The sequence below is a fragment of the Rhodovulum bhavnagarense genome (assembly GCF_004343505.1).
Lineage (GTDB): Bacteria > Pseudomonadota > Alphaproteobacteria > Rhodobacterales > Rhodobacteraceae > Rhodovulum > Rhodovulum bhavnagarense.
Genome location: NZ_SLXU01000001.1, coordinates 92,349 through 113,497, shown reverse-complemented (window position 1 = coordinate 113,497; position 21,149 = coordinate 92,349). Strand labels below are relative to the sequence as shown.

Annotated in this window: 19 protein-coding genes; 15 read left to right on the top strand and 4 right to left on the bottom strand. The window is 66.3% G+C overall.

What is annotated here, in order from left to right; translation table 11 throughout:
- Positions 1 to 6: 6 nt before the first annotated feature.
- Entirely contained in the window at positions 7 to 2,001 is a 1,995-nt protein-coding gene (locus EV663_RS00560) for an OmpA family protein (protein WP_132949821.1), read from the top strand.
- Positions 1,988 to 2,314 (top strand): hypothetical protein, encoded by a 327-nt coding sequence (locus EV663_RS00555; protein WP_132949820.1) that lies wholly within the window; start codon positions 1,988 to 1,990, stop codon positions 2,312 to 2,314. The genes EV663_RS00560 and EV663_RS00555 overlap by 14 nt, the downstream gene beginning before the upstream one ends.
- 13 nt (positions 2,315 to 2,327) lie before the next feature.
- On the opposite strand, the gene EV663_RS00550 is transcribed toward EV663_RS00555, so the two are convergent.
- The 3 genes from EV663_RS00550 to EV663_RS00540 form a co-directional block, all read right to left on the bottom strand.
- Positions 2,328 to 3,059, bottom strand: a complete 732-nt coding sequence (locus EV663_RS00550) for a proteasome-type protease (protein WP_132949819.1) — start codon at positions 3,057 to 3,059, stop codon at positions 2,328 to 2,330.
- A gap of 91 nt (positions 3,060 to 3,150) precedes the next feature.
- The gene (locus tag EV663_RS00545; RefSeq protein ID WP_132949818.1) at positions 3,151 to 4,131 is read right to left on the bottom strand and encodes an alpha-E domain-containing protein; all 981 of its coding nucleotides are present in this window, start codon (positions 4,129 to 4,131) and stop codon (positions 3,151 to 3,153) included.
- Positions 4,124 to 5,542: a circularly permuted type 2 ATP-grasp protein gene (locus EV663_RS00540; protein ID WP_132949817.1), complete on the bottom strand. Its 1,419-nt coding sequence runs from the start codon at positions 5,540 to 5,542 to the stop codon at positions 4,124 to 4,126. Before EV663_RS00540 ends, EV663_RS00545 begins: the two co-directional genes overlap by 8 nt.
- A gap of 147 nt (positions 5,543 to 5,689) precedes the next feature.
- Here EV663_RS00540 and EV663_RS00535 point away from each other — a divergent pair, with 147 nt between their 5' ends.
- The 13 genes from EV663_RS00535 to EV663_RS00470 all read left to right on the top strand — a co-directional run bounded on the left by EV663_RS00535 (position 5,690) and on the right by EV663_RS00470 (position 20,186).
- The gene (locus tag EV663_RS00535; protein ID WP_132950386.1) at positions 5,690 to 9,040 is read left to right on the top strand and encodes a transglutaminase family protein; all 3,351 of its coding nucleotides are present in this window, start codon (positions 5,690 to 5,692) and stop codon (positions 9,038 to 9,040) included.
- Positions 9,041 to 9,117: 77 nt separating this feature from the next.
- On the top strand, positions 9,118 to 9,921 hold the full coding sequence (locus EV663_RS00530; RefSeq protein WP_132949816.1) for a S49 family peptidase: 804 nt from the start codon (positions 9,118 to 9,120) through the stop codon (positions 9,919 to 9,921).
- A gap of 192 nt (positions 9,922 to 10,113) precedes the next feature.
- Entirely contained in the window at positions 10,114 to 11,088 is a 975-nt protein-coding gene (locus tag EV663_RS00520) for a calcium/sodium antiporter (protein ID WP_132949814.1), read from the top strand.
- On the top strand, positions 11,085 to 11,867 hold the full coding sequence (locus EV663_RS00515) for an SDR family oxidoreductase (protein ID WP_132949813.1): 783 nt from the start codon (positions 11,085 to 11,087) through the stop codon (positions 11,865 to 11,867). The genes EV663_RS00520 and EV663_RS00515 overlap by 4 nt, the downstream gene beginning before the upstream one ends.
- Positions 11,868 to 12,164: 297 nt before the next feature.
- Positions 12,165 to 14,042: an excinuclease ABC subunit UvrC gene (gene uvrC / locus EV663_RS00510; protein ID WP_132949812.1), complete on the top strand. Its 1,878-nt coding sequence runs from the start codon at positions 12,165 to 12,167 to the stop codon at positions 14,040 to 14,042.
- Between the two features lie 17 nt (positions 14,043 to 14,059).
- The gene (gene pgsA / locus EV663_RS00505; RefSeq protein WP_132949811.1) at positions 14,060 to 14,626 is read left to right on the top strand and encodes a CDP-diacylglycerol--glycerol-3-phosphate 3-phosphatidyltransferase; all 567 of its coding nucleotides are present in this window, start codon (positions 14,060 to 14,062) and stop codon (positions 14,624 to 14,626) included.
- Entirely contained in the window at positions 14,623 to 14,871 is a 249-nt protein-coding gene (moaD, locus tag EV663_RS00500) for a molybdopterin converting factor subunit 1 (protein ID WP_132949810.1), read from the top strand. Before pgsA ends, moaD begins: the two co-directional genes overlap by 4 nt.
- A 4-nt stretch (positions 14,872 to 14,875) precedes the next feature.
- Positions 14,876 to 15,322, top strand: a complete 447-nt coding sequence (locus EV663_RS00495; protein ID WP_132949809.1) for a molybdenum cofactor biosynthesis protein MoaE — start codon at positions 14,876 to 14,878, stop codon at positions 15,320 to 15,322.
- A 336-nt stretch (positions 15,323 to 15,658) separates the two neighbouring features.
- Complete coding sequence (locus EV663_RS00490; protein ID WP_132949808.1) at positions 15,659 to 16,798, top strand: ABC transporter substrate-binding protein; 1,140 nt, start codon at positions 15,659 to 15,661, stop codon at positions 16,796 to 16,798.
- Positions 16,799 to 16,858: 60 nt separating this feature from the next.
- The gene (locus tag EV663_RS00485; RefSeq protein WP_425057111.1) at positions 16,859 to 17,767 is read left to right on the top strand and encodes a branched-chain amino acid ABC transporter permease; all 909 of its coding nucleotides are present in this window, start codon (positions 16,859 to 16,861) and stop codon (positions 17,765 to 17,767) included.
- A gap of 1 nt (position 17,768) precedes the next feature.
- Positions 17,769 to 18,752 carry a branched-chain amino acid ABC transporter permease gene (locus EV663_RS00480; RefSeq protein WP_132949806.1) on the top strand — a complete coding sequence of 328 codons (984 nt, stop codon included), beginning with the start codon at positions 17,769 to 17,771 and terminating at the stop codon, positions 18,750 to 18,752.
- Positions 18,745 to 19,500 (top strand): ABC transporter ATP-binding protein, encoded by a 756-nt coding sequence (locus EV663_RS00475; RefSeq protein ID WP_132949805.1) that lies wholly within the window; start codon positions 18,745 to 18,747, stop codon positions 19,498 to 19,500. The genes EV663_RS00480 and EV663_RS00475 overlap by 8 nt, the downstream gene beginning before the upstream one ends.
- Complete coding sequence (locus EV663_RS00470; RefSeq protein ID WP_132949804.1) at positions 19,497 to 20,186, top strand: ABC transporter ATP-binding protein; 690 nt, start codon at positions 19,497 to 19,499, stop codon at positions 20,184 to 20,186. The genes EV663_RS00475 and EV663_RS00470 overlap by 4 nt, the downstream gene beginning before the upstream one ends.
- 118 nt (positions 20,187 to 20,304) lie before the next feature.
- On the opposite strand, the gene EV663_RS00465 is transcribed toward EV663_RS00470, so the two are convergent.
- Positions 20,305 to 21,081, bottom strand: a complete 777-nt coding sequence (locus EV663_RS00465; RefSeq protein WP_243697835.1) for a phosphoadenylyl-sulfate reductase — start codon at positions 21,079 to 21,081, stop codon at positions 20,305 to 20,307.
- Positions 21,082 to 21,149: the final 68 nt, after the last annotated feature.

The window sequence follows — 21,149 nt, the reverse complement described above, 5'->3', positions numbered from 1 at the left end:
GGGCGCATGACACTCACATTTCCCAGGATCCTGACCGCCGCGACACTGATCGCTGCCGCCGCGCTGGCACTCGCAACGTCGGTTCTTTCTGTCGGCTTGCTGGAAAAACGCACCGCGCAAGAGGTGCGCACCGCGCTTTTGGAGGATGGCCTTACCTGGGCGACGGTCCGCGCGGATGGAACACAGGTCCACCTTTCTGGCACCGCCCCGGACGAAGCCGGACGATTCCGCGCCCTTTCAGCGGCCGGGCGCGTTCTGGACAGCGCACATGTGCTTGACGAAATCGACGTCCCCCCCTCGGAGCCGTTGAACGCACCGCGTTTCTCGATCGAGCTGTTGCGCAACGAGGCCGGGATATCCGTGATCGGGCTCGTGCCTCTCGGCATCGGGCGGGAAACCATCGTGGCAGAGCTGGAAAAGATTTCCGACGATCTGCCCGTGACCGAGATGCTGCAAATCGCCAATCACGACATACCCCAGGGCTGGCAGGACGCGATGAGCTTCGGCATGAAGGCGCTGGACCTGCTCGAGAGATCGAAGGTCTCTGTCAGCAAGGACCGCGTATCGGTCATCGCGGTCTCGGACAGCGCCACGCAAAAGGCGCGGATAGAGCGCGACCTGCACCGCGCCGTGCCCGATGGGCTTGAGGTCATTCTGGACATCTCTGCGCCGCGACCGGTGATCACGCCCTTTACCCTGCGCTTCCGCATGGATGACGAGGGCGCACGGTTCGATGCCTGCACCGCCGACACCGAGGAGGCGGCCGAGTTGATCCTCGATGCGGCGCACAAGGCGGGAATGCCCGGCACGGGCCGTTGCACCCTGGGGCTTGGCGTGCCTGCGCCGGGCTGGGGAATGGCCGTGGCCCGCGGCATCGCGGCGGTGGGTGAACTGGGGGGCGGCACGCTGACCTTTTCGGATGCCGATGTGTCGTTGATCGCCCCCGAGGGCACCGAGCCGCGGCTTTTCGATCACGTCGCAGGCGCGTTGGAGGCCGACCTGCCGGACGTCTTCGCGCTCAGGGCGGTGTTGCCCGATCTCGAACAGGGGGCAAAGGCCGATCGGGGGCCGAACGAATTCGTTGCCACGCTGTCCCCCGAGGGCTTGGTTCAATTGCGCGGCCGCGTGCCCGATGCCCTGTTGCGCGAAGCCGCCGAAAGCTATGCGCGATCGCGTTTCGGACAGCAGCAGGTCTATGCCGCGATGCGGATCGACCCCGCCCTGCCCGAGGGCTGGTCGTTGCGCGTTCTGACCGGGCTCGAGGCGCTGTCGCAGCTTCGCAACGGATCAGTCCTGGTCCAGAGCGACCGCATCACGTTGCGCGGCCTGACCGAGGATGAGGACGCCACCGCGCGGGCAACCCGCATCCTGACCGACCGCCTGGGCGAGACCGAGCATTTCCAGATCGACATCACCTATCGCGAACCCGAGACCATCCCCGATACCGCCCCCGCCCCCGAGCTTTGCGTTGCCCAGATCGAAACGATCCTTGCCGAGCAAAAGATCAACTTTGCCCCCGGTGCGACCAGGATCGAGGGTGCGGCGGTGCGGGTTGTCGACAAGATCGCGGACGTTCTGAGAACCTGCCCGGACGCGCGGATCGAAATTGGCGGCCATACTGACAGCCAAGGCCGCGAGGAAATGAACGAGGCCCTCAGCCAACAACGCGCCGAGGCTGTCCTGGACGCGCTGATGGCGCGGCGGGTGTTGACATCCAACCTGACAGCCAAGGGCTATGGCGAAAGCCAGCCGATCGCGGATAACGATACCGAAGATGGGCGCGAGGCCAACCGGCGAATTGCATTCAGACTGATCGCGCCCGAACCGGCCCGTCACGACGAAGGCGACACAGAAACGGACGACACGCCCGAAACCGGCGCAAAAACCGCCGGTGATGACGCGGACCCGGACGACAACGCCGCTCCCCCCGAAGCCCGGCCCGACATGCCAAGCCAAGCGGATTCAGACAAAACACAGGAGACCAGCGATGGACAGGACTGAATTCGTGATCGTGACTACGCTGATCCTGTTCGTGGCCTTCCTGCTGGGCTGGTTTGCCTCTTGGCTGATCCACCGCGTCGCGCGCGTTACCCAGTCCGACATGAGCGAACTGGACCAGATGGCCCATGCCCTGCACGAGGCCGAAGAGGCCCGCGACCAGGCGCTTTCCTACCTGCACGAACGCGAACAGGAACTGACCAGCCAATTACAGCAGGCAGAGGCGGAACTGCGCGCGGCGATGGACGGGTTGCGCGATGCGCGTCAAGACGCCGAGGAACTGCGCAGCTATATCGAGCGGACGAACGCCCAGTAGGGCGAGGCGAGGCTCAGACCCGGATGCCGGTCATATCGGCAAAGGCGCTGCGCAGGGCGGCAGACCAGCTGTCGGACAGGTGAAGGAAATTGGCATCGTTTTCCTCGATGCGACGTTCATGCACGATTCCGATCTCGCTGGCCTTGATCACCGACAGGTCCAGCGGCATCCCCACTGACAGGTTCGATCGCAGGGTCGAATCCATCGACAACAACGCGGCGGTGATGCCGGTTTCGAGCGGGGTTTCGGGGGTAATCACCCGGTCGAGGATCGGCTTGCCATACTTGTGTTCGCCGATCTGGAAATAGGGCGTATCCTCTGTCGCCTCGATGAAATTGCCCGCTGAATAGACGTGGAACAGCCGCCCCTTCCCACCCGCGCGCTGACCGGCAAGGATGATGGAACTGACCGCGCTTTCGCCCATTGCCGACAGTCCGGGCCCATAGCGGTTTTGCACAACGCGCATCGCATCGCCCACGATCTCGGCCACGCGGAACATCGAGGGTGCGGTGAACAATGTCTCGATTCCCGATTCGGGGTGGTCGATGTTTTCCTGCAAGAGGCTCATCACCGCCTGCGTGACCGCCAGGTTGCCTGCGGTCATCATCACGATCGCGCGGTCGCCGGGCACCGACCAGGTGAAGGTCTTGCGATATTTCGCGATATTGTCGACACCCGCGTTGGTGCGCGTGTCGGAGAGGCAGACCAGCCCCTCGGTCAGTTTCAGCGCAAGGCAATAGGTCATGGTCAGATCCGACTCCGCGATGAACGCTCCATCTATGTCCGGAGAATACCGCGGTTCAAGTGAAAGCAATGCGGGTCGGCGCAACCTTTGCCTATTGCAGCGACTCGCCCGGCGTCACCTCGTGCCCATCAAAGCCATAGGCCGCGCCGAGCTCTGTCGCCAGGGCGTTGATTTCCGAGATGAAGCCCGTGAGCCATTCATGCAGCCCCGCCATGATGATCGCGTCGACCCCGGTCGAGCGCAGATCCTCGCGCAGGGCCACCGCGCGGGCATGGGTGGCGCGCTGTGCCCCGGTATGGACCCCGATCGCCACAAGCGCCGCGCAAATCCCCTGCACACCGGTCACGAGCGAACGCGGGCTGCGGGCATTCAGCACCAACAGGTCGACAACCCCCTCGGGATCGATGGTACGGCGGTAGAGATGGCGATAGGCGGTCGCTGAATTGGCCGCGCGCAAAACCTGGAGCCATTGCAGATAATCCAGGCCCCCGCCCACATCGCTGCTTTTGGGCAGCAGGACATGGTATTTGACATCGAGAATGCGCGCTGTCGCATCGGCCCGTTCGATCCACTTGCCCAGCTCGATAAAGGCATATCCCTCGTCACGCAAAATCGTCGCGTCGATATGACCGCGCACCAGTGCACCACGGGATTTAACCCAATCCAGGAACTCGGTCAGCTCGCGCCCGCCCAGCGTATCCTCGGGACGGCGATGACGAAGATCGGCCCAGCTCTGGTTGAGCGTATCCCACACCTCAGAGGTCAGCGCGGTGCGCATGGCGCGCGCATTCTCGCGTGCGGCGCGAGCGCATTGGCGGATCGACGAGGGATTGGCATCGTCAAACACAAGATGGTGCGGGACGGTGTTCCGACTGGCCTGTTCCAACGGCTGGGGAAAGGTCGTCCGACAGCCCGAGGCGATCACGATCGACCGCCATTCGGTGGATTTGGCCCCCTGAAGCTGTGGCAGGTTTTCCATCCTGTGGCCCGCATCCAGCAGGCGGGCAACGTTTTCCATCCGCTCGACATAGCGCGACATCCAGAACAGCCCGTTGGCGGTCCGGCTAAGCATCGGAAGCCTCCGCGTTCAGAACCCAGGTATCCTTTACGCCGCCGCCCTGGCTGGAATTGACCACCAGGGACCCTTCGCGCAGGGCCACCCGCGTCAGCCCCGAGGGGATCAGCCGCGTGGTCTTGCCCGAGATCACGAAGGGGCGCAGGTCGACATGCCGCGGCGCCAGCCCGTGTTCGGTCAGCACCGGCGCGGTCGAGAGCGCCAGCGTGGGCTGCGCGATGAAACCGTCGGGGTCGGCCTCGATCCGCTTGGCGTAGGTGGCGATTTCCTCTTGCGTCGCGGCCGGGCCGATCAGCATCCCGTACCCGCCCGAGCCATGCACCTCTTTCACCACCAGTTCCGGCAGGTGCGCCATGACGTATTTGTAATCCTCGTCATCGGCACAGCGCCAGGTCGGCACGTTGGGCAGGATCGGTTCTTCGCCCAGGTAGAACCGGATCATGTCGGGCACGTATGTATAGATCGCCTTATCATCGGCCACGCCCGCGCCGGGGGCGTTCACGATGGTCACGCCGCCTGCCTTCATCGCGTCGATGATGCCCGGCACGCCCAGCATGCTGTCGGGGCGGAACGCCCTGGGGTCGAGAAAGGCATCGTCGATCCGGCGATACAGCACGTCGACCCGTTCCGGCCCCTGGGTGGTGCGCATGTAGACCCGGTTGTCCTTGACGAACAGATCGCCCCCCTCGACCAGTTCGATCCCCATCTGGTCGGCCAGAAAGGAATGCTCGAAATAGGCCGAGTTGTAGTGACCTGGCGTCAGCAGGGCGAGTGTCGGCTCGCCCTCGCACATGGGCGGGGCCACTGCCTGCATCGCCTCGGCCAGCATGTCGCCATAGCCGTCGACGGGACGGATCATGTTGCTCTGGAACAGCTCGGGGAACATCCGCGACATCACCTCGCGGTTCTGCAGCACGTAGGAGATGCCCGAGGGCGTGCGGCAATTGTCCTCCAGCACGTAGATCTCGTCGGCCGAGACCCGCACCAGATCGACCCCCACAACATGGGAGTAGATGCCCAGCGGCGGACAATAGCCCGCGACCACCGGCTCATAGGCCTCGTTGCCGGTGATCATCGCCTCGGGCACCTTGCCCGCCTTGATGATCTCGCGGTCGCTGTAGATGTCGCGCAGGAAGGCGTTCAGCGCATCGGCCCGCTGGATCGAACCCCGCTCGATCCTCTCCCATTCCGAGGCGCCAAAGATCCGCGGCACCATGTCAAAGGGGATAAGCCTGTCGGGATCGCCGCCCTCGCCATAAACGGCAAAGGTAATCCCGATGCGGCGGAACAGGGATTCCGCCTCGTCGCGCTTGGTCAACAGCGCCTCGATCCCCTGGCGCGCGACCCATTCCTCGATGATCTTGTATTCTCTGCGCGTTTTCGCGCCATCGTACATTTCGTCGAACATTATTTCACCTCTTGGGCCTTATCAGACTGCCGCCAGCCCGAGATACGCGCAATCGGCGCTGCCGTTTTCGCCCGCGATCTGAATAGATTGAACACAACTGGCGCGATCCTGCGCCGGTTGCACAAGGAATCGGCAGGCTTTGAACCGATGAGCATCACCATCGCCCTCACCCATCGCACAACCTATGCCTATGACCGCCCAGTCGGTCTTGCCCCCCATGTCGTGCGCCTGCGCCCCGCGCCGCATGCGCGCACGCCAGTCCGCAGCTACAGCCTGAGGATCGACCCGCCGGGGCATTTCATGAACTGGCAACAGGATGCCTTTGCCAACTGGCAGGCGCGGCTGGTCTTTCCCGAGCGGGTGCAGAAGCTGGAGGTCACGGTCGATGTCGTCGCCGACATGGTGGCGATCAACCCGTTCGACTTCTTCCTCGAAGAGGGCTGCGAAGAGGTGCCCTTTGCCTACGATGCGGGGCTGGCCCACGATCTGATCCCGTATCTGAAGCGCATCGACGACAGCGAGACCTTCCGCGCCTTCGTCGCCGCGGCACCGCAGCCGGCCGGGTCCACCAATGACTGGATGGTCGCGCTGAACCAGTATGTGCAGCAGGCCATCGCCTACACGGTGCGGATGGAACCGGGCGTGCAGACGCCGACCGAAACCATCCAGCGTGCGCTGGGGTCATGCCGCGACTCCGGCTGGCTGCTGGCGGCGATGCTGCGCGAATTCGGCTATGCCGCGCGGTTCGTGTCCGGCTACCTGATCCAGCTGGCCGCCGACCAGAAGGCCGTGGATGGCCCCTCTGGCCCCGAGGCCGATTTCACCGACCTGCACGCCTGGACCGAGGTCTACCTGCCCGGCGCGGGCTGGGTCGGGCTGGACCCGACCTCGGGCCTGTTCGCGGGCGAGGGGCATATCCCGCTGGCCTGCACGCCGGAACCGGGCAGCGCCGCACCGATCACCGGCGCGCATGAACCGGCGGAGGTCACGTTCGGCTTTGACATGCAGGTGATGCGCCTGAAAGAGCCGCCGCGCATCACCCGCCCGCTGACCCCCGCCCAATGGGCGGAAATCGACCGCGCGGGCCAGGCCGTTGACAAGGCGCTGGCCGACCGCGACGTGCGCCTGACCATGGGCGGCGAGCCGACCTTCGTGTCCGCCACCGACCGCGATGCCGGCGAATGGACGGTCGAGGCCGTGGGCCCCACCAAGCGCGACAAGGCCGACGCGCTGATCCGCCGCCTGCAGGCCCGGTTTGCGCCCCATGGCGTGCTGCACCACGGGCAGGGCAAGTGGTACCCGGGCGAGCAATTGCCGCGCTGGGCCTATTCCCTGATCTGGCGCGGCGATGGGGCGCCGCTGTGGTCCGAACCCGACCTGATCGCCCCCGAGGGCGCGAAAGGCGCCGATGCCGAGGCCGCGCGGGCCTTTGGCGCGACGCTGGCCGGAAAGCTGGGGCTGCCATCGGAATTCGCCCAGCCGGTCTACGAGGACCCGATGGAATTCCTGGGCCGCGAAACCCTGTTGCCCGCCAATGTCACCCCCGAGGACAGCAAGCTGGACGACCCGCAGGAACGCGCCCGGCTGGCGCGCGTGTTCTCGACCGGGTTCACCACGCCCTCGGGCTATGTGCTGCCGCTGCAACTGGCCCAGGCGCAGGCCGTGGGCGATGGCCGGCGCTATCGCTGGGCGTCCGAGAAATGGGAAACCCGGCGCGGGCGGCTGTTTTCCATCCCCGGCGACAGCCCGGTGGGATTCCGGCTGCCGCTGGCCTCGCTCAACTGGATCGGCGACGAGGCCCCCCGCCCCTTCCAGCGCGACCCGATGGCCGATGCGGGCAGCCTGCGGCCCCAGACCGTGCGCCAGTCGGCCAGCGACGCCGCGCCTGCGCCCGCCGACCGGAGGGACGCGGACACCGCGTTGCACAAGCCGGGTCCGTCCGGCGACTGGCTGACGGACGGCGCGAAGGTCTGGGAACCGGGCACGCCGATCCGCACCGCCCTGACGGTGGAACCGCGCGACGGCATCCTGCATGTGTTCTACCCGCCGACCGGGTCGGTCGAGGAATATCTCGACCTGCTGGACGCGGTGCAGGAAACCGCGACCGAACTGGGCCTGCCGATCCGCAACGAGGGGTATGAGCCGCCGCGCGATCCGCGGGTGAACGTGATCCGCGTGACCCCCGATCCCGGCGTGATCGAGGTCAACATCCACCCCGCCCACGGCTGGGACGCGTTGCGAGAAATCACCGCCGCCCTGTACGAGGAGGCCCGCCAATGCGGGCTGGACAGCGTCAGCTTCATGGTGGACGGGCGCATCGTGGGCTCGGGCGGGGGCAACCATATCGTGGTGGGCGGCGCGACGCCGTCTGACAGCCCGTTCCTGCGCCGCCCCGATCTGCTGGCCTCGATCATCCGCTACTGGCAGGCGCATCCCTCGCTGTCCTACCTGTTCTCGGGCACCTTCATCGGCCCGACCAGCCAGGCGCCGCGATTTGACGAGGGCCGGCCAGAGGCGATCTACGAGATGGAGATCGCGATGTCGGAACTGGACCGGCTGGCCGGACAGGGCCATGCCGCGCCCTGGCTGGTGGACCGGCTGTTCCGGCACCTTCTGACCGACATGACCGGGAACACCCACAGGTCCGAAATCTGCATCGACAAGCTGTTTTCGCCCGACGGCCCGACCGGCCGGCTGGGACTGGTGGAATTCCGCGGCTTCGAGATGCCGCCCCACTGGCAGATGAGCCTGGCGCAGGCGCTGGTGCTGCGCGGGCTGATCGCGTGGTTCTGGGACACGCCCTGGCGCGGCGAGATGCGCGACTGGGGCACGGATCTGCACGACAGGTTCCTGTTGCCCGACCCGGTCTGGGCCGATTTCGGCCAGGTGCTGGAGGATCTTTCGCGCGCCCACGGCTTTGCCTTCGCGCCCGACTGGTTCCAGGCCCAGCGCGAATTCCGCTTCCCCATCGTCGGTCGGACCCGGGTCGCGGGCGTCGATATCGAATTGCGCAACGCGATCGAGCCCTGGCTGACCCTGGGCGAAGAGGCCGGCGCGGGCGGGACCGCGCGCTATGTCGACAGCTCGGTAGAGCGGGTGCAGGTGAAACTGACCGGCCATGACCCCGACCGGTTCACCCTGACCTGCAACGGGCTGGCGGTGCCGCTGCAGGCCCAGGCCGATGGCAGCCACATCGCCGGCATCCGCTACCGCGCTTGGCAGCCCTGGTCGGCGATGCACCCCACGATCCCCGCCCATGGGCCGCTGGTCTTCGACCTGTATGACCGCCATGCGGGACGGTCGCAGGGCGGCTGCACCTACCATGTCGCCCATCCGGGCGGCCGCGCCCACGAAACCCGCCCGATCAACGCGCTGGAGGCCGAAGGCCGCCGCCTGGCCCGGTTCGAGACCGGCGGGCACAGCGCCGGCGCCACCACGCCCGGCTGGCGCGGGGTCAATCGGGCCTTCCCCTACACGCTGGACCTGCGGCGGACCTGAGGGCAGCGGCGCAACAGGGCGCGGCCATTTCACGGCCCGCCTTGTTCGCCTGCGCCCGGCACTCTACATGCGTTGCCATGAAACGCTGGCTTCCTTTCGTCAAACCCGATCCGCATGTGGCGGTGCTTCGCCTGGCCGGAACCATTGTGGCCAATCCCCGGGCGGGCTCGGGCCTGTCGGATGCGGCCCTGGCCCCGATCATCGAGCGGGCCTTTCGCAAGGCCAGGCCCGACGCGGTCGCGCTGCAGCTCAACTCTCCGGGCGGCTCGCCGGTGCAAAGCGCCCTGATCGCCGCCCGCATCCGCCGGCTGTCAGAGGAAACCGAAACCCCCGTGATCGCCTTCGTCGAGGATGTGGCGGCCTCGGGCGGCTACTGGCTGGCTTGCGCGGCGGATGAGATCTATGCCGACGCCGCCTCTCTGGTCGGCTCGATCGGGGTGATCTATGCCAGCTTCGGCTTCCACGAGTTGCTGACCCGCCAGGGGGTGGAGCGGCGCGTGCATACTGCCGGCGAAAGCAAGAGCTTCATGGATCCGTTCCAGCCTGAGAAACCCGAGGATGTGGAACGGCTGATGGCGCTTCAGACGCCGATCCACGAGACGTTCAAGGCCCATGTCCGCGCCCGGCGCGGGGCAAAGCTGAAACAGGATGCCGATCTGTTCACCGGCGATGTCTGGACCGGCCAGCAGGCCGTCGATCTGGGGCTGGCCGATGGTATCGGGCACCTCGTGCCGACAATGAAAACGCGTTTTGGCGACAAGACCCGGTTTTCACTGCATGCCCCGCGCAAGGGTCTTTTGTCCCGACTTGGCGGACAGGCGGTTGCGACCCTTGCCGACGAGTTGGAAACACGCGCGCTCTGGGCGCGCTACGGGCTTTAGGTCATGATCATAAAGATCGTCACAGTCTTCCTGATCGGCATGGCCGTGCTGGCCATGTTCGGACGGCTGCGCCTACCCCGGCCGGGCACTCCCCCGCTTTCCCTGCACCGCCGCCGCCCCGAAAAATGCCCCAATTGCGGGCGCCATCGCATCGGCCGGGGGCGGTGCCCCTGCGAAAAGGGCTGATCGCTCATGGCGATGGACCTCCTTTATGTCGCGCTGGGCCTTTCCCTGCTGCTGTTTGCCGGTGACAGCCTGGTGAAAGGCGCGGTGAACCTGTCGCTGCGGCTAGGCGTACCCGCGCTGATCGTCAGCCTGACCATCGTGGCCTTCGGCACCTCGGCGCCTGAATTGCTGATCGCGATCAAGGCGGTGCTGGATAACGCGCCGGGCATCGCGATGGGCAACGTGGTGGGCTCCAACACGGCGAACGTGCTGCTGGTGCTGGGCCTGCCGGCACTGATCGTGGGGCTGGACACCCGCGACAGCGACACGCGGCGTACCTTCTTGATGATGATCGGGGCCAGCCTGCTGTTTCTGATGGTCTGCCTGCTCGGCCCCGTGACCTGGATGCATGGCCTGGTGCTGTTATTCGCCCTTTGCCTGATCCTTTTCGACGCTTTCCTGTCCGCGCGCAAACACCGGCGTGACAATGCCGAGGCCGACACGCTCGCCCCGGAAGAAGACCCGCTGACCGAGCTGGAGGGCGTGGACCCGACCCTGTCTTGGTTCAAGATCGCAATGTTCATCGCCCTTGGCCTGATGGGCCTGCCGCTGGGCGCCGATCTGCTCGTCGATGGCGCGGTCGACATCGCCACGGAGATCGGCATTTCGCAAACCGTGATCGGCCTGACGCTGGTCGCGGTGGGCACCTCACTGCCGGAACTGGCGACCACGGTCATGGCCGCGCTGCGCCGGCAGGCGGATGTCGTGCTAGGTAACGTGATCGGGTCGAACATGTTCAACCTGCTTGCCATCATCGGCATTGCCGGCGTGGTGGGCGACATCCCGGTTCCGCCCGAAATACTGCGCCTCGATCTGTGGGTGATGCTTGCAGCCTCGGCGCTGCTGGCGCCCTTCGTCTTTTTCCGCTGGCCTTTGAACAGGGCCTGGGGCGCGGCCTTTCTTGCGGGATATGCGGGCTATCTGGGGGTTCTTCTGACATGACGAAACGCGCATTGGTCACCGGGGGGGCGCGGAGACTGGGCCGCGCGATGGCGCTGCACCTGGGCAAACAGGGGATCGACGTGGCTGTTCACTATGCCAGCGGCACCACGGATGCCGACAAGGTGGTAGCCGAGTTGCGGGCAATGGGCAGGCAGGCCGTGGCGCTTGGCGCCGACTTGCTGGACGAGGAACAGGCCGCTGACCTGGTCCCGCGCGCGGCCGCAGCCCTTGGCGGGCCGTTGACGGTGCTGGTCAACAATGCCTCGATCTTCGAATATGACACGATCCATAGCGCCACCCGCGATAGCTGGCACCGGCATATCGGGTCCAACCTGCGCGCGCCTTTCGTGCTGACGCAAGCCTTCGCCGCCCAGGCGCCCGGCGCTGAAGCCGACGAAAACGGCGAACCGCGCGCAACCGGGCTGGTGGTGAACATGATCGATCAGCGGGTTCTCAAACCCACACCCGAATTCATGACCTATACCATCGCCAAGATGGGGTTATGGGCCTTTACCCGGACCGCGGCCCAGGCACTGGCACCGGGCATCCGGGTCAATGCGATCGGGCCGGGCCCCACCTTGCGCGGCGGCCGACAGTCCGAGGATCATTTCACCCGCCAGCGCGCGGCGACCGTTCTGGGCCGTGGCGCGCATGCAGAGGATATCTGCGCAGCGCTGGATTACCTGCTGGCTGCCCCCGCCGTCACAGGGCAGATGATCAGCGTGGACGGGGGCCAGCACCTGGGCTGGCAGACCCCCGATGTCCTGGGTGTGGAATAGGCCCGCGTCGATCAGGTGCCGCAAGTTTTCCACCAAGGACAAGTCAGTCACAAAACCTTCAGCCATTCTTTAGAAATTTCAGACAGTTGACTACCACTATTTTTTTATCAATCCAAAACAGCTACTTACATGATGGCCTAAATTTTAGGCAAAGCAAGGAACACGTCAGGATCAAATGAAAAATTCCCTGCTCCCCCAAGTTATCGTCAGACTTATCCACAGAATTCGTGGACAGGTTTCCGCTTGCCCATCCGTCGCATGTGATGCAGCCCGCGGCGGAATCATGACCTGCGCGCGATGACCCAGCCCCCCGCCGACAATACCGCCGAGCATCCCACTGGCCATGCCTGTATCCAGTCCTATCTGGCGACGCTGGACAACTCGCCCGGCGTGTACCGGATGCTGGATGCCGAAAGCCGGGTTCTGTACGTCGGCAAGGCCAAGAGCCTGAAGAAGCGGGTCGCGAATTACGCCAAGCCCTCGGGGCATTCCCCCCGTATCGCGCGGATGATTTCCGAAACCGCCTCGATGATGTTCCTGACCACGCGCACGGAAACCGAGGCGCTGCTTCTGGAACAGAACCTCATCAAGCAACTCAAGCCGCGCTACAACGTGCTGCTGCGCGACGACAAAAGCTTTCCGAACATCCTGATCACCAGGGACCACGCCTTTCCCCAGATCACCAAGCATCGCGGCGCCAAGACCCGCAAGGGCGCCTATTTCGGCCCGTTTGCCAGCGCGGGCGCGGTGAACCGGACGCTGAACCAGTTGCAAAAGGTATTCCTGCTGCGCAACTGCTCGGATTCCATGTTCGACAGCCGCACGCGGCCCTGCCTGCTGTACCAGATAAAGCGGTGCAGCGGCCCCTGCGTGGGCAAGATCAGCGCGGCGGATTATGCCGCCGCTGTGCGCGATGCCGAACGCTTCCTGCAAGGCAAGTCCACCGGCGTGCAAGAGGCGCTGGCCGCCGAGATGGAGGCCGCATCGGAGGCGCTGGAATTCGAACGTGCCGCCGCCCTGCGCGACCGCATCCGGGCGCTGACCCAAGTGCAATCGGTGCAGGGCATCAACCCGCGCGGCGTGGCCGAGGCCGATATCGTGGCCCTGCACATGGAGGGCGGGCAGGCCTGCGTGCAGGTCTTCTTCATCCGCGCCAACCAGAACTGGGGCAACCGGGACTACTACCCGCGCACAGGGGCCGGTGCGGGGCCCGAGGAGGTGCTGCAGGGCTTTCTTGGCCAGTTCTACGAGAACAAGGAGCCGCCCCGCCTGATCCTGACCTCCCACGACATCGAGGATCGGGAACTGATGGCAGCCGCCCTGTCCGAACGCGCGGGCCGCAAGGTGGAGATCGCCTTTCCCCAGCGCGGCGAAAAGACGGAGCTGGTGGCAGGCGCCCTGCGCAACGCCAAGGAAAGCCTGGGCCGCAAGATGGCCGAGAGTGCGGCGCAGGGCAAATTGCTGAAAGGGCTGGCCGAAGCCTTTGGGCTGGAGGCCCCGCCGAACCGGGTGGAAATCTACGACAACTCCCACATCCAGGGCACCAACGCTGTCGGCGCCATGGTGGTGGCGGGGCCAGAGGGGTTCGTCAAAAGCCAGTACCGCAAGTTCAACATCCGCGGCGACGACCTGACGCCGGGCGACGATTTCGGCATGATGAAAGAGGTGCTGACCCGCCGGTTCAAGCGCCTGCTGAAAGAAGACCCGGACCGCCAGGGCGACACATGGCCGGACCTGCTGCTGATCGACGGCGGCGCGGGGCAGGTTGGGGCCGTGGCGCAGATCATGGGCGATCTGGGGGTTACGGACATCCCCATCGTCGGCGTGGCCAAGGGCATCGACCGCGATGCCGGGAAAGAGGAATTTCACCGCCCCGGTCAGCGCCCCTTTGCCCTGCGCCACACCGATCCCGTGCTTTATTTCATCCAGCGCCTGCGGGACGAGGCGCACCGCTTTGCCATCGGCACCCACCGCGCGAAACGGGCCAAGGCGGTCGGCGCCACGCCGCTGGACGAGATCCCCGGCGTCGGCGCCACCCGCAAACGCGCCCTGCTGACCCATTTCGGCAGCGCCAAGGCGGTATCCCGCGCGGGGCTGGCGGATCTGAAGGCCGTGGACGGCATTTCCGACAGCCTGGCCGAAACCATCTACGGCTTCTTCCATGAGCGCGGCTGACGCGCTATGACGCCCCCATGAGATGGACGATCCCCAATATCCTGTCGGTCGCGCGCCTGATCCTGGCGCTGCTGTTCCCGCTGATCTACGTCATCTGGGACGGGACCACGGCCCATGCGGTGGCGCTGGCGGTGTTCGTCGGTGCCTCGGCCACCGACTGGGTGGACGGATATATCGCGCGCAAGTTCAACCAGACCAGCCGGTTCGGCGCGATGGTGGACCCGATCGCGGACAAGGCCATGGTGCTGATCGCGCTGGTCGCGGTGGTCGCGCAGATCGGGTTCAACCCGGTGCTGGCCGTGTCCGCCGGGGTGATCGTGTTCCGCGAGGTGTTCGTTTCGGGTCTGCGGGAATTCCTGGGCGCCGATGCGGGCAAGCTGAAGGTGACGAAACTGGCCAAGTGGAAGACCACCGTCCAGATGGTGGCCCTGACCGTGCTGCTGGCCCAGGGCCTGGTGGCCTCGGGGGCCGTGGCGATGCTGGGCAGTGGGCTGTTGGCCGTCGCGGCGGTGCTGACGCTGATCACCGGGGCGGATTACTTCATCAAGGCCTGGCCCTTCCTGCGCGAGGAGAAGGCGACATGATCGATGTGCTCTACTTCGCCTGGGTGCGCGAACGCATCGGCCTGCCGAAAGAGCGGATCGAGACGCAGGCCGCGACCGTGGCCGACCTGGTCGAGGAACTGAAGGCCCGCGAAGAGCGCTATGCGCTGGCGTTTTCCGACCTCTCGGCCCTGCGCGTTGCCGTGGACCAGGACCTGACCGATTTCGACGCCCCGCTGGCGGGCGCGCGCGAGGTGGCGTTCTTCCCGCCGATGACCGGGGGCTGAGCCCATGGACATCCGCGTGCAAGCCGCCCCCTTCGATTTCGGCGCCGAGGCCGGGGCCTTTGCCGAGGGGCATACCCAGGCCGGGGCCATCGTGACCTTTACCGGCGTGGTGCGCGGCGACGACAGCCTGACACGGATGGAGATCGAGCATTACCCCGGCATGACCGAACGCGCGCTGGAAAAGATCGCAGGCCAGGCGATGGACCGCTGGGCGCTTGCCGATTGCCTTGTGATCCACCGCCACGGCCCCATGGTGCCGGGCGAGGCGATCATGATGGTCGCCACCGCCGCCCGCCACCGCGCCGACGCCTTTGCCGCGGCGGAATTCCTGATGGACTACCTGAAATCCCGCGCGCCCTTCTGGAAGAAGGAATACCGCGAGGGCGCCGAGGACTGGGTCGCCGCGAAGGATGCGGACGAGGCGGCATTGGGCCGGTGGGATGGGGACTAGTCGCCCATTCGATCGACTTGAGAAGGGCCGCGTCCGACCTTGGGAGGGCGCTTTGTCCGGCCTGATCTGCTTGCTTTATGTTGCAAGCCTTCCTCTGCTTGTCGCGATTTGCAACGCTGCAATGCGCCCTCCCGTGGGGAGGGTCGGGCGCGGCCCGGGCTGGTCGCCCGGACCAAGGCGGGTGGTAGGCGCGGCTCATCCCGCCAAACGTCACCCTTCTGGCAATCTACGTCCCGCAACACTCCCCGCTTGCGACCCGCCGCATGCGCGGCATAGCATGCCGCTGGCAATCCGCCCGGCCGGGCGGCAAGAACAACGCATCTGGGGAGTGTAGAGATGAACGCGACGAAAACCCTTCTGGCCGCCGCCGCGGCGCTTGTCACAGCCGGGGCCGCCCTGGCCGAACCGGTCAAGGTCGGCATGATCACCACCCTGTCGGGCGGCGGCGCGAGCCTCGGGCTCGACACCCGCGACGGGTTCATGCTGGCGGTCAAGCAGGCGAACAACCCCGACCTGGAGGTCGTGATCGAGGACGACCAGCGCAAGCCGGATATCGCGGTGCAACTGGCCGACAAGATGATCCAGTCCGACAAGGTCGATGTGCTGACCGGCATCGTGTGGTCCAACCTGGCCATGGCCGTGGTGCCGGCGGCAACCGCCCAGGGCAAGTTCTACCTCTCCACCAACGCCGCGCCCTCGGCGCTGGCGGGCAAGGGGTGCAACCCCAATTATTTCTCGGTCAGCTACCAGAACGACAATTTGCACGAGGCTGCGGGCGCCTATGCCGCCACCGCCGGCATCACCAAGGCCTTCATCATGGCGCCGAACTACCCGGCGGGTAAGGACTCTCTTACCGGGTTCAAACGGTTCTACGAGGGCGAGGTCGTGGGCGAGGTCTATACCAAGCTGGGCCAGACCGATTACGCGGGCGAGATCGCCCAGATCCGCGCCTCTGGCGCCGATGGCGTGTTCATCTTCCTGCCCGGCGGCATGGGGATTTCCTTCGTCAAGCAATATGCCGATTCCGGCGTCGGCCTGCCGCTGATCGGCCCGGCGTTTTCCTTTGACCAATCGATCATCCAGGCGATGGGCGATTCCGCTCTCGGCGTACTGAACGGGGCCAACTGGTCGCCCGACCTGGACAACGCCGCCAACGCCACCTTTGTCGAGACGTTCAGCGCCGAATATGGCCGCCTGCCATCGGTCTATGCCTCTTACGGCTATGACACGGCGAACCTGCTGCTCTCGGCCATGGCCAAGGCCAGCGTCGCGGATGCCGACGCCTTCCGCGCCGCGCTGAAAGAGGCCGATTTCGATTCGGTCCGCGGCAAGTTCGCCTTCGGCCCCAGCAACCACCCGGTGCAGGATCTCTACGTGCGCGAAGTGGTCCGCGACGGCGACATCCTGACCAACCGCATCGTGGGCACCGCGATGGAGGATCGCGGCAACGCCTATGAGGGCGAGTGCAAGATGTAAGCCCCCCGCGCGGGCGGCCCTGACCCGCCCGCGCCTCCAAGGAGTCCCCCCTTGTCCGCGATGCTCTTGATCGAGCAGGCCCTGAACGGCCTGCAATACGGCGTCATGCTGTTCCTGATGGCGGCGGGGCTGACGCTGGTATTCGGCGTGATGGGACTGATCAACCTCGCGCACGGGTCGCTTTACATGGTCGGCGCCTTTGCCTGCGCAGGCGTTGCGGCAGCCACGGGCAGTTTCTGGCTTGGCCTCGCGGCCAGCCTGGCCGCCGCCGCCGCCGCGGGTGCCATCGTGGAACTGACGGTGATCCGCCGGCTGTACGCGCGCGACCACCTGGACCAGGTACTGGCCACCTTCGCCCTGATCCTGGTGTTTTCCGAGGGCACGCGCTGGCTGTTCGGCTCTTTTCCGCTGTATCTCGACATTCCCGCCGCGCTGGCCGGGCCGATCACCCTGCCCGGGGGGATCGAGTATCCGCTGTACCGCCTTGTGCTGATCGGCATCGGGCTGGCGGTGGCGGCGGGCCTGTTCTGGCTGATCGGGGCAACCCGGCTGGGCGTTCGCATCCGCGCGGGCGAGGCGGATCGCGAGATGATCGCCGCCCTCGGCGTCGATATCTCGCGGCTCTACACCATCGTTTTCGCCCTTGGCGCGGCGCTGGCGGGACTGGCCGGGGCGCTGGTCGGCGCGCTGCAATCGGTACAGGTCGGCATGGGCGAACCCGTGCTGATCCTCGCCTTCGTGGTGATCGTGATCGGCGGGATCGGGTCGATCAAGGGGGCGCTGGTGGGCGCGATCCTGGTGGGGCTGACCGACACGCTGGGCCGGTTCCTGCTGCCCGCGGCCTTCGGCACCTTTCTGCCCCCGTCCGAGGCCACGTCCATCGGCGCGGCGCTGGCCTCGATGCTGATCTACATCCTGATGGCGGCGATCCTGGTGATCCGCCCCGGCGGCCTGTACGGGCGGGTGTAAGATGCGGCGCGAACCCCTGATCAACCTCGTCATCATCCTTCTGCTGCTGGCGGTACCGCTCACGGCGCAGGCGATGGACGAACCGTTCATCGTCACGCTGGCCACCAAGGTTGCGATCCTCGCCCTGGCCGGTGTGGGGCTGAACATCGCGCTGGGTCTGGGCGGCATGGTCTCGCTGGGCCACGCGGCGTTCTTCGGCATCGGCGGCTACATGATGGCGGTGCTGGCCGCCCCGGTGCAGGCCTATGAGCCGCTGATGACATGGCCTATCGAGCTTGCCGGCACCAAGTCGATGCCGCTGATCTGGCTGGGCGCGGTGATCGCGGGGGCGTTGGGGGCGCTGGCCATCGGGGCGCTGTCACTACGCACCAGCGGGGTCTATTTCATCATGATCACGCTCGCCTTCGGCCAGATGCTGTATTACTTCGCGATCTCCTGGCCCGCCTACGGCGGCGAGGACGGGATCGCGATCTACGTGCGCAACGGCTTTCCGGGGCTGAACACGCTGGACCCGCTGCAATTCTTCGCCCTCGCCTACGCGGTGCTTCTGCTGGCGCTTCTGCTGGCCCATCGGCTGGGCGCCTCGCCCTTCGGGCTGGCACTGGCCGGGGCTCGGCAGGCGCCCGCGCGGGTGGCTGCCCTGGGCATCCGTCCCTATTCGCTGAAACTCACCGCCTTTGTCCTCTCGGGCGCTGTTACGGCGCTGGCGGGTGCGCTTTACGCCGATCTCAACCGCTTCGTCTCGCCCTCGATGCTCAGCTGGCACACCTCGGGCGAGATCATGGTGCTGGTGATCCTGGGCGGGGTCGGGCGGCTGTTCGGACCTGTGGCGGGCGCAGCGCTTTACATCCTTCTGGAACACCTGCTGGGTGGCATCAGCGAGCATTGGCAATTCTTCCTCGGACTGATCCTGCTGGGTATCGTGCTGTTTGCCCGTGGCGGGCTGATCGGCACGCTGGCCGGCCGCGAGGTGGCCCATGACTGAACCGGTGCTGGAGGTCCGCGAGTTGCATATCGCCTTCGGCGCGCTGAAGGCCACGGACGGCGTCTCGCTGACCCTGCGCGCGGGCGAGATCCACGCCCTGATCGGGCCCAACGGGGCGGGCAAATCGACCCTGATCGGGCTGATCGCCGGCAGCCTGTCCCCCGATGCGGGGCAGGTCCGGATGAACGGGCAGGACGTGACCGGCCAGGATGTCGCCGCCCGCGCCCGCGCGGGGCTTGCCCGCAGCTTCCAGGTCTCGGCGGTCGCCCCCGACCTGACCGTGCTGCAGAACGTTGTGCTGGCGGTCCAGGGGGCGCGGGGCGGCAGCTACCGCTTTCTCCGCCGCGCCCTGTCGGACCGGTCCCTGACCGAGACCGCAACGGCCCAGATCGACCGCGTCGGCCTTGCGCCCTGCCGCGCCATCCCTGCGGGCGACCTGGCCCATGGCCAGCGGCGGCGGCTGGAACTGGCGATGGCGCTGGCCCAGCGCCCCCGCGCCTTCGTGCTTGACGAACCGATGGCGGGCATGGGCCCGGACGGCGCGCGCGAGATGACGGTGCTGCTGGACGACTTGCGCCACGAAGCCCCGATCCTGCTGGTCGAACATGACATGGACGCGGTATTCCGGCTGGCCGACCGGATCAGCGTGCTGGTCGCGGGCCGGATCATCGCCAGCGGCACGGTGGACCAGATCCGCGCCGACGACCAGGTCCAGACCGCCTATCTGGGCGAGGAGCGGCTGCCATGACGCTGCTCACCATGGAGGGCATCACCGCCTTTTACGGGCATTCACAGGCGCTGTTCGGCGTCGATCTGACCCTGGCCGAGGGCGAAGTCCTGGCCCTGATGGGCCGCAACGGCATGGGAAAGACCACGACGATCCGCACCTTGACGCGGCTTCTGCCCCACCGGGACGGCGCCATCCGCTTTGACGGGCACGCCCTTGCCGGGCTGCCGCCCCACCGCGCCGCCCGGCTGGGGCTGGGGCTGGTCCCCGAGGGGCGGCGCGTCTTTGCCCCCCTCAGCGTGGAGGAAAACCTGATCGCCGCCGCAAGGCCGGGTCCTTGGGACATGGCCCGCGTCACCGCGCTGTTTCCGCGGCTGGGCGAAAGGCGGGCCCAGCGCGCCGGCTCGCTCTCGGGCGGCGAACAGCAGATGCTGGCGATCGGGCGCGCGCTGATGACCAATCCCCGCCTGCTGATCCTCGACGAGGCGACAGAGGGCCTCGCCCCCCTGATCCGGGCCGAGATCTGGGCAGCGATCCACCGGCTGAAGGATGAAACCGGGCTCTCGATCCTGGTCGTCGACAAGTCGCTCAAGGAACTGGCCCAGGTCGCCGACCGCGCGGTCATCCTGGAAAAGGGGCGCACCGCCTGGGCCGGGCCGATGGCGGATGTGACCCAGGATCTGGCAGACCGTTATCTGGGGGTATGAGGGCCGGCGCGGTGGCTCTGACAGACTCGCGCTCCTGTCCCGCCTCTGTCCCAACCCCTGTTTTCTTCTTGGTAAAAATACCCTTTTCGATCGCGGCGTGCAGCGAAACGAAAAACGGTCAATCCCGCCTTGCCCATCCGCGCACGAACCGCCCGTCCGGCCCAAGGTGGATACCGCATTCTGTCTTGTCAGGGTTATCCGCCCAGCGGCCCGCGCGCAGGTCCTCGCCGGCCCGGACCGGCCGGGTGCAGGGGGCGCATCCGATCGAGACATATCCCTTGTCGACGAGCGGATGGCGCGGCAACTCATGCTTGCGGAAATAGGCGGCGATCTCGTCGGGCGACCAGAACACCAGCGGGTTCACCTTGACGTGACCGCCATCGCGCTCCAGCGCCGGGAGGGCGGCGCGGGTCTGACCCTGGTATCGCTTGCGCCCCGAGATCCACGTATCGAAGCCCTCCAGCGCATCGGCCAGCGGAAAGGTCTTGCGCAGGGTACAGCACATGTTGGGATCGCGCCGCGCCAGGTCGCCTGCGGGATCTTCCCCGGCGATCAGCGACGGGTCGGGGCGCAGGTTGACCAGGTTCAACTTCAGCCGCGCGGCAAGCCGGTCACGATACTCCAGCGTTTCGGGGAAATGGGTGCCGGTGTCGATGAACAGGACCGGAATGTCGGGAAAGACCTGCGTCACGTAATGCAACAGCACCGCGCTTTCCGCGCCGAACGATGACACCAGCGCCACCCGGCCCAGCCGCGGATCGACCAACAGGCCGCGCATGTCGACATGATCCAGATCGGGCAAGTAATCTGCCTGCAACGCGTCCAGCAGGTCGTCGGACCGGGCAACGGGCCAATCGGTGGTGGGAAGATCGCGGTATCGGGTATCGTCTCGCATGGCAGAGCAATACCAGATCGAACCGGTCAGGAAAATGGTTTCACCTGAGACGCGCGACCGCGCGGCAA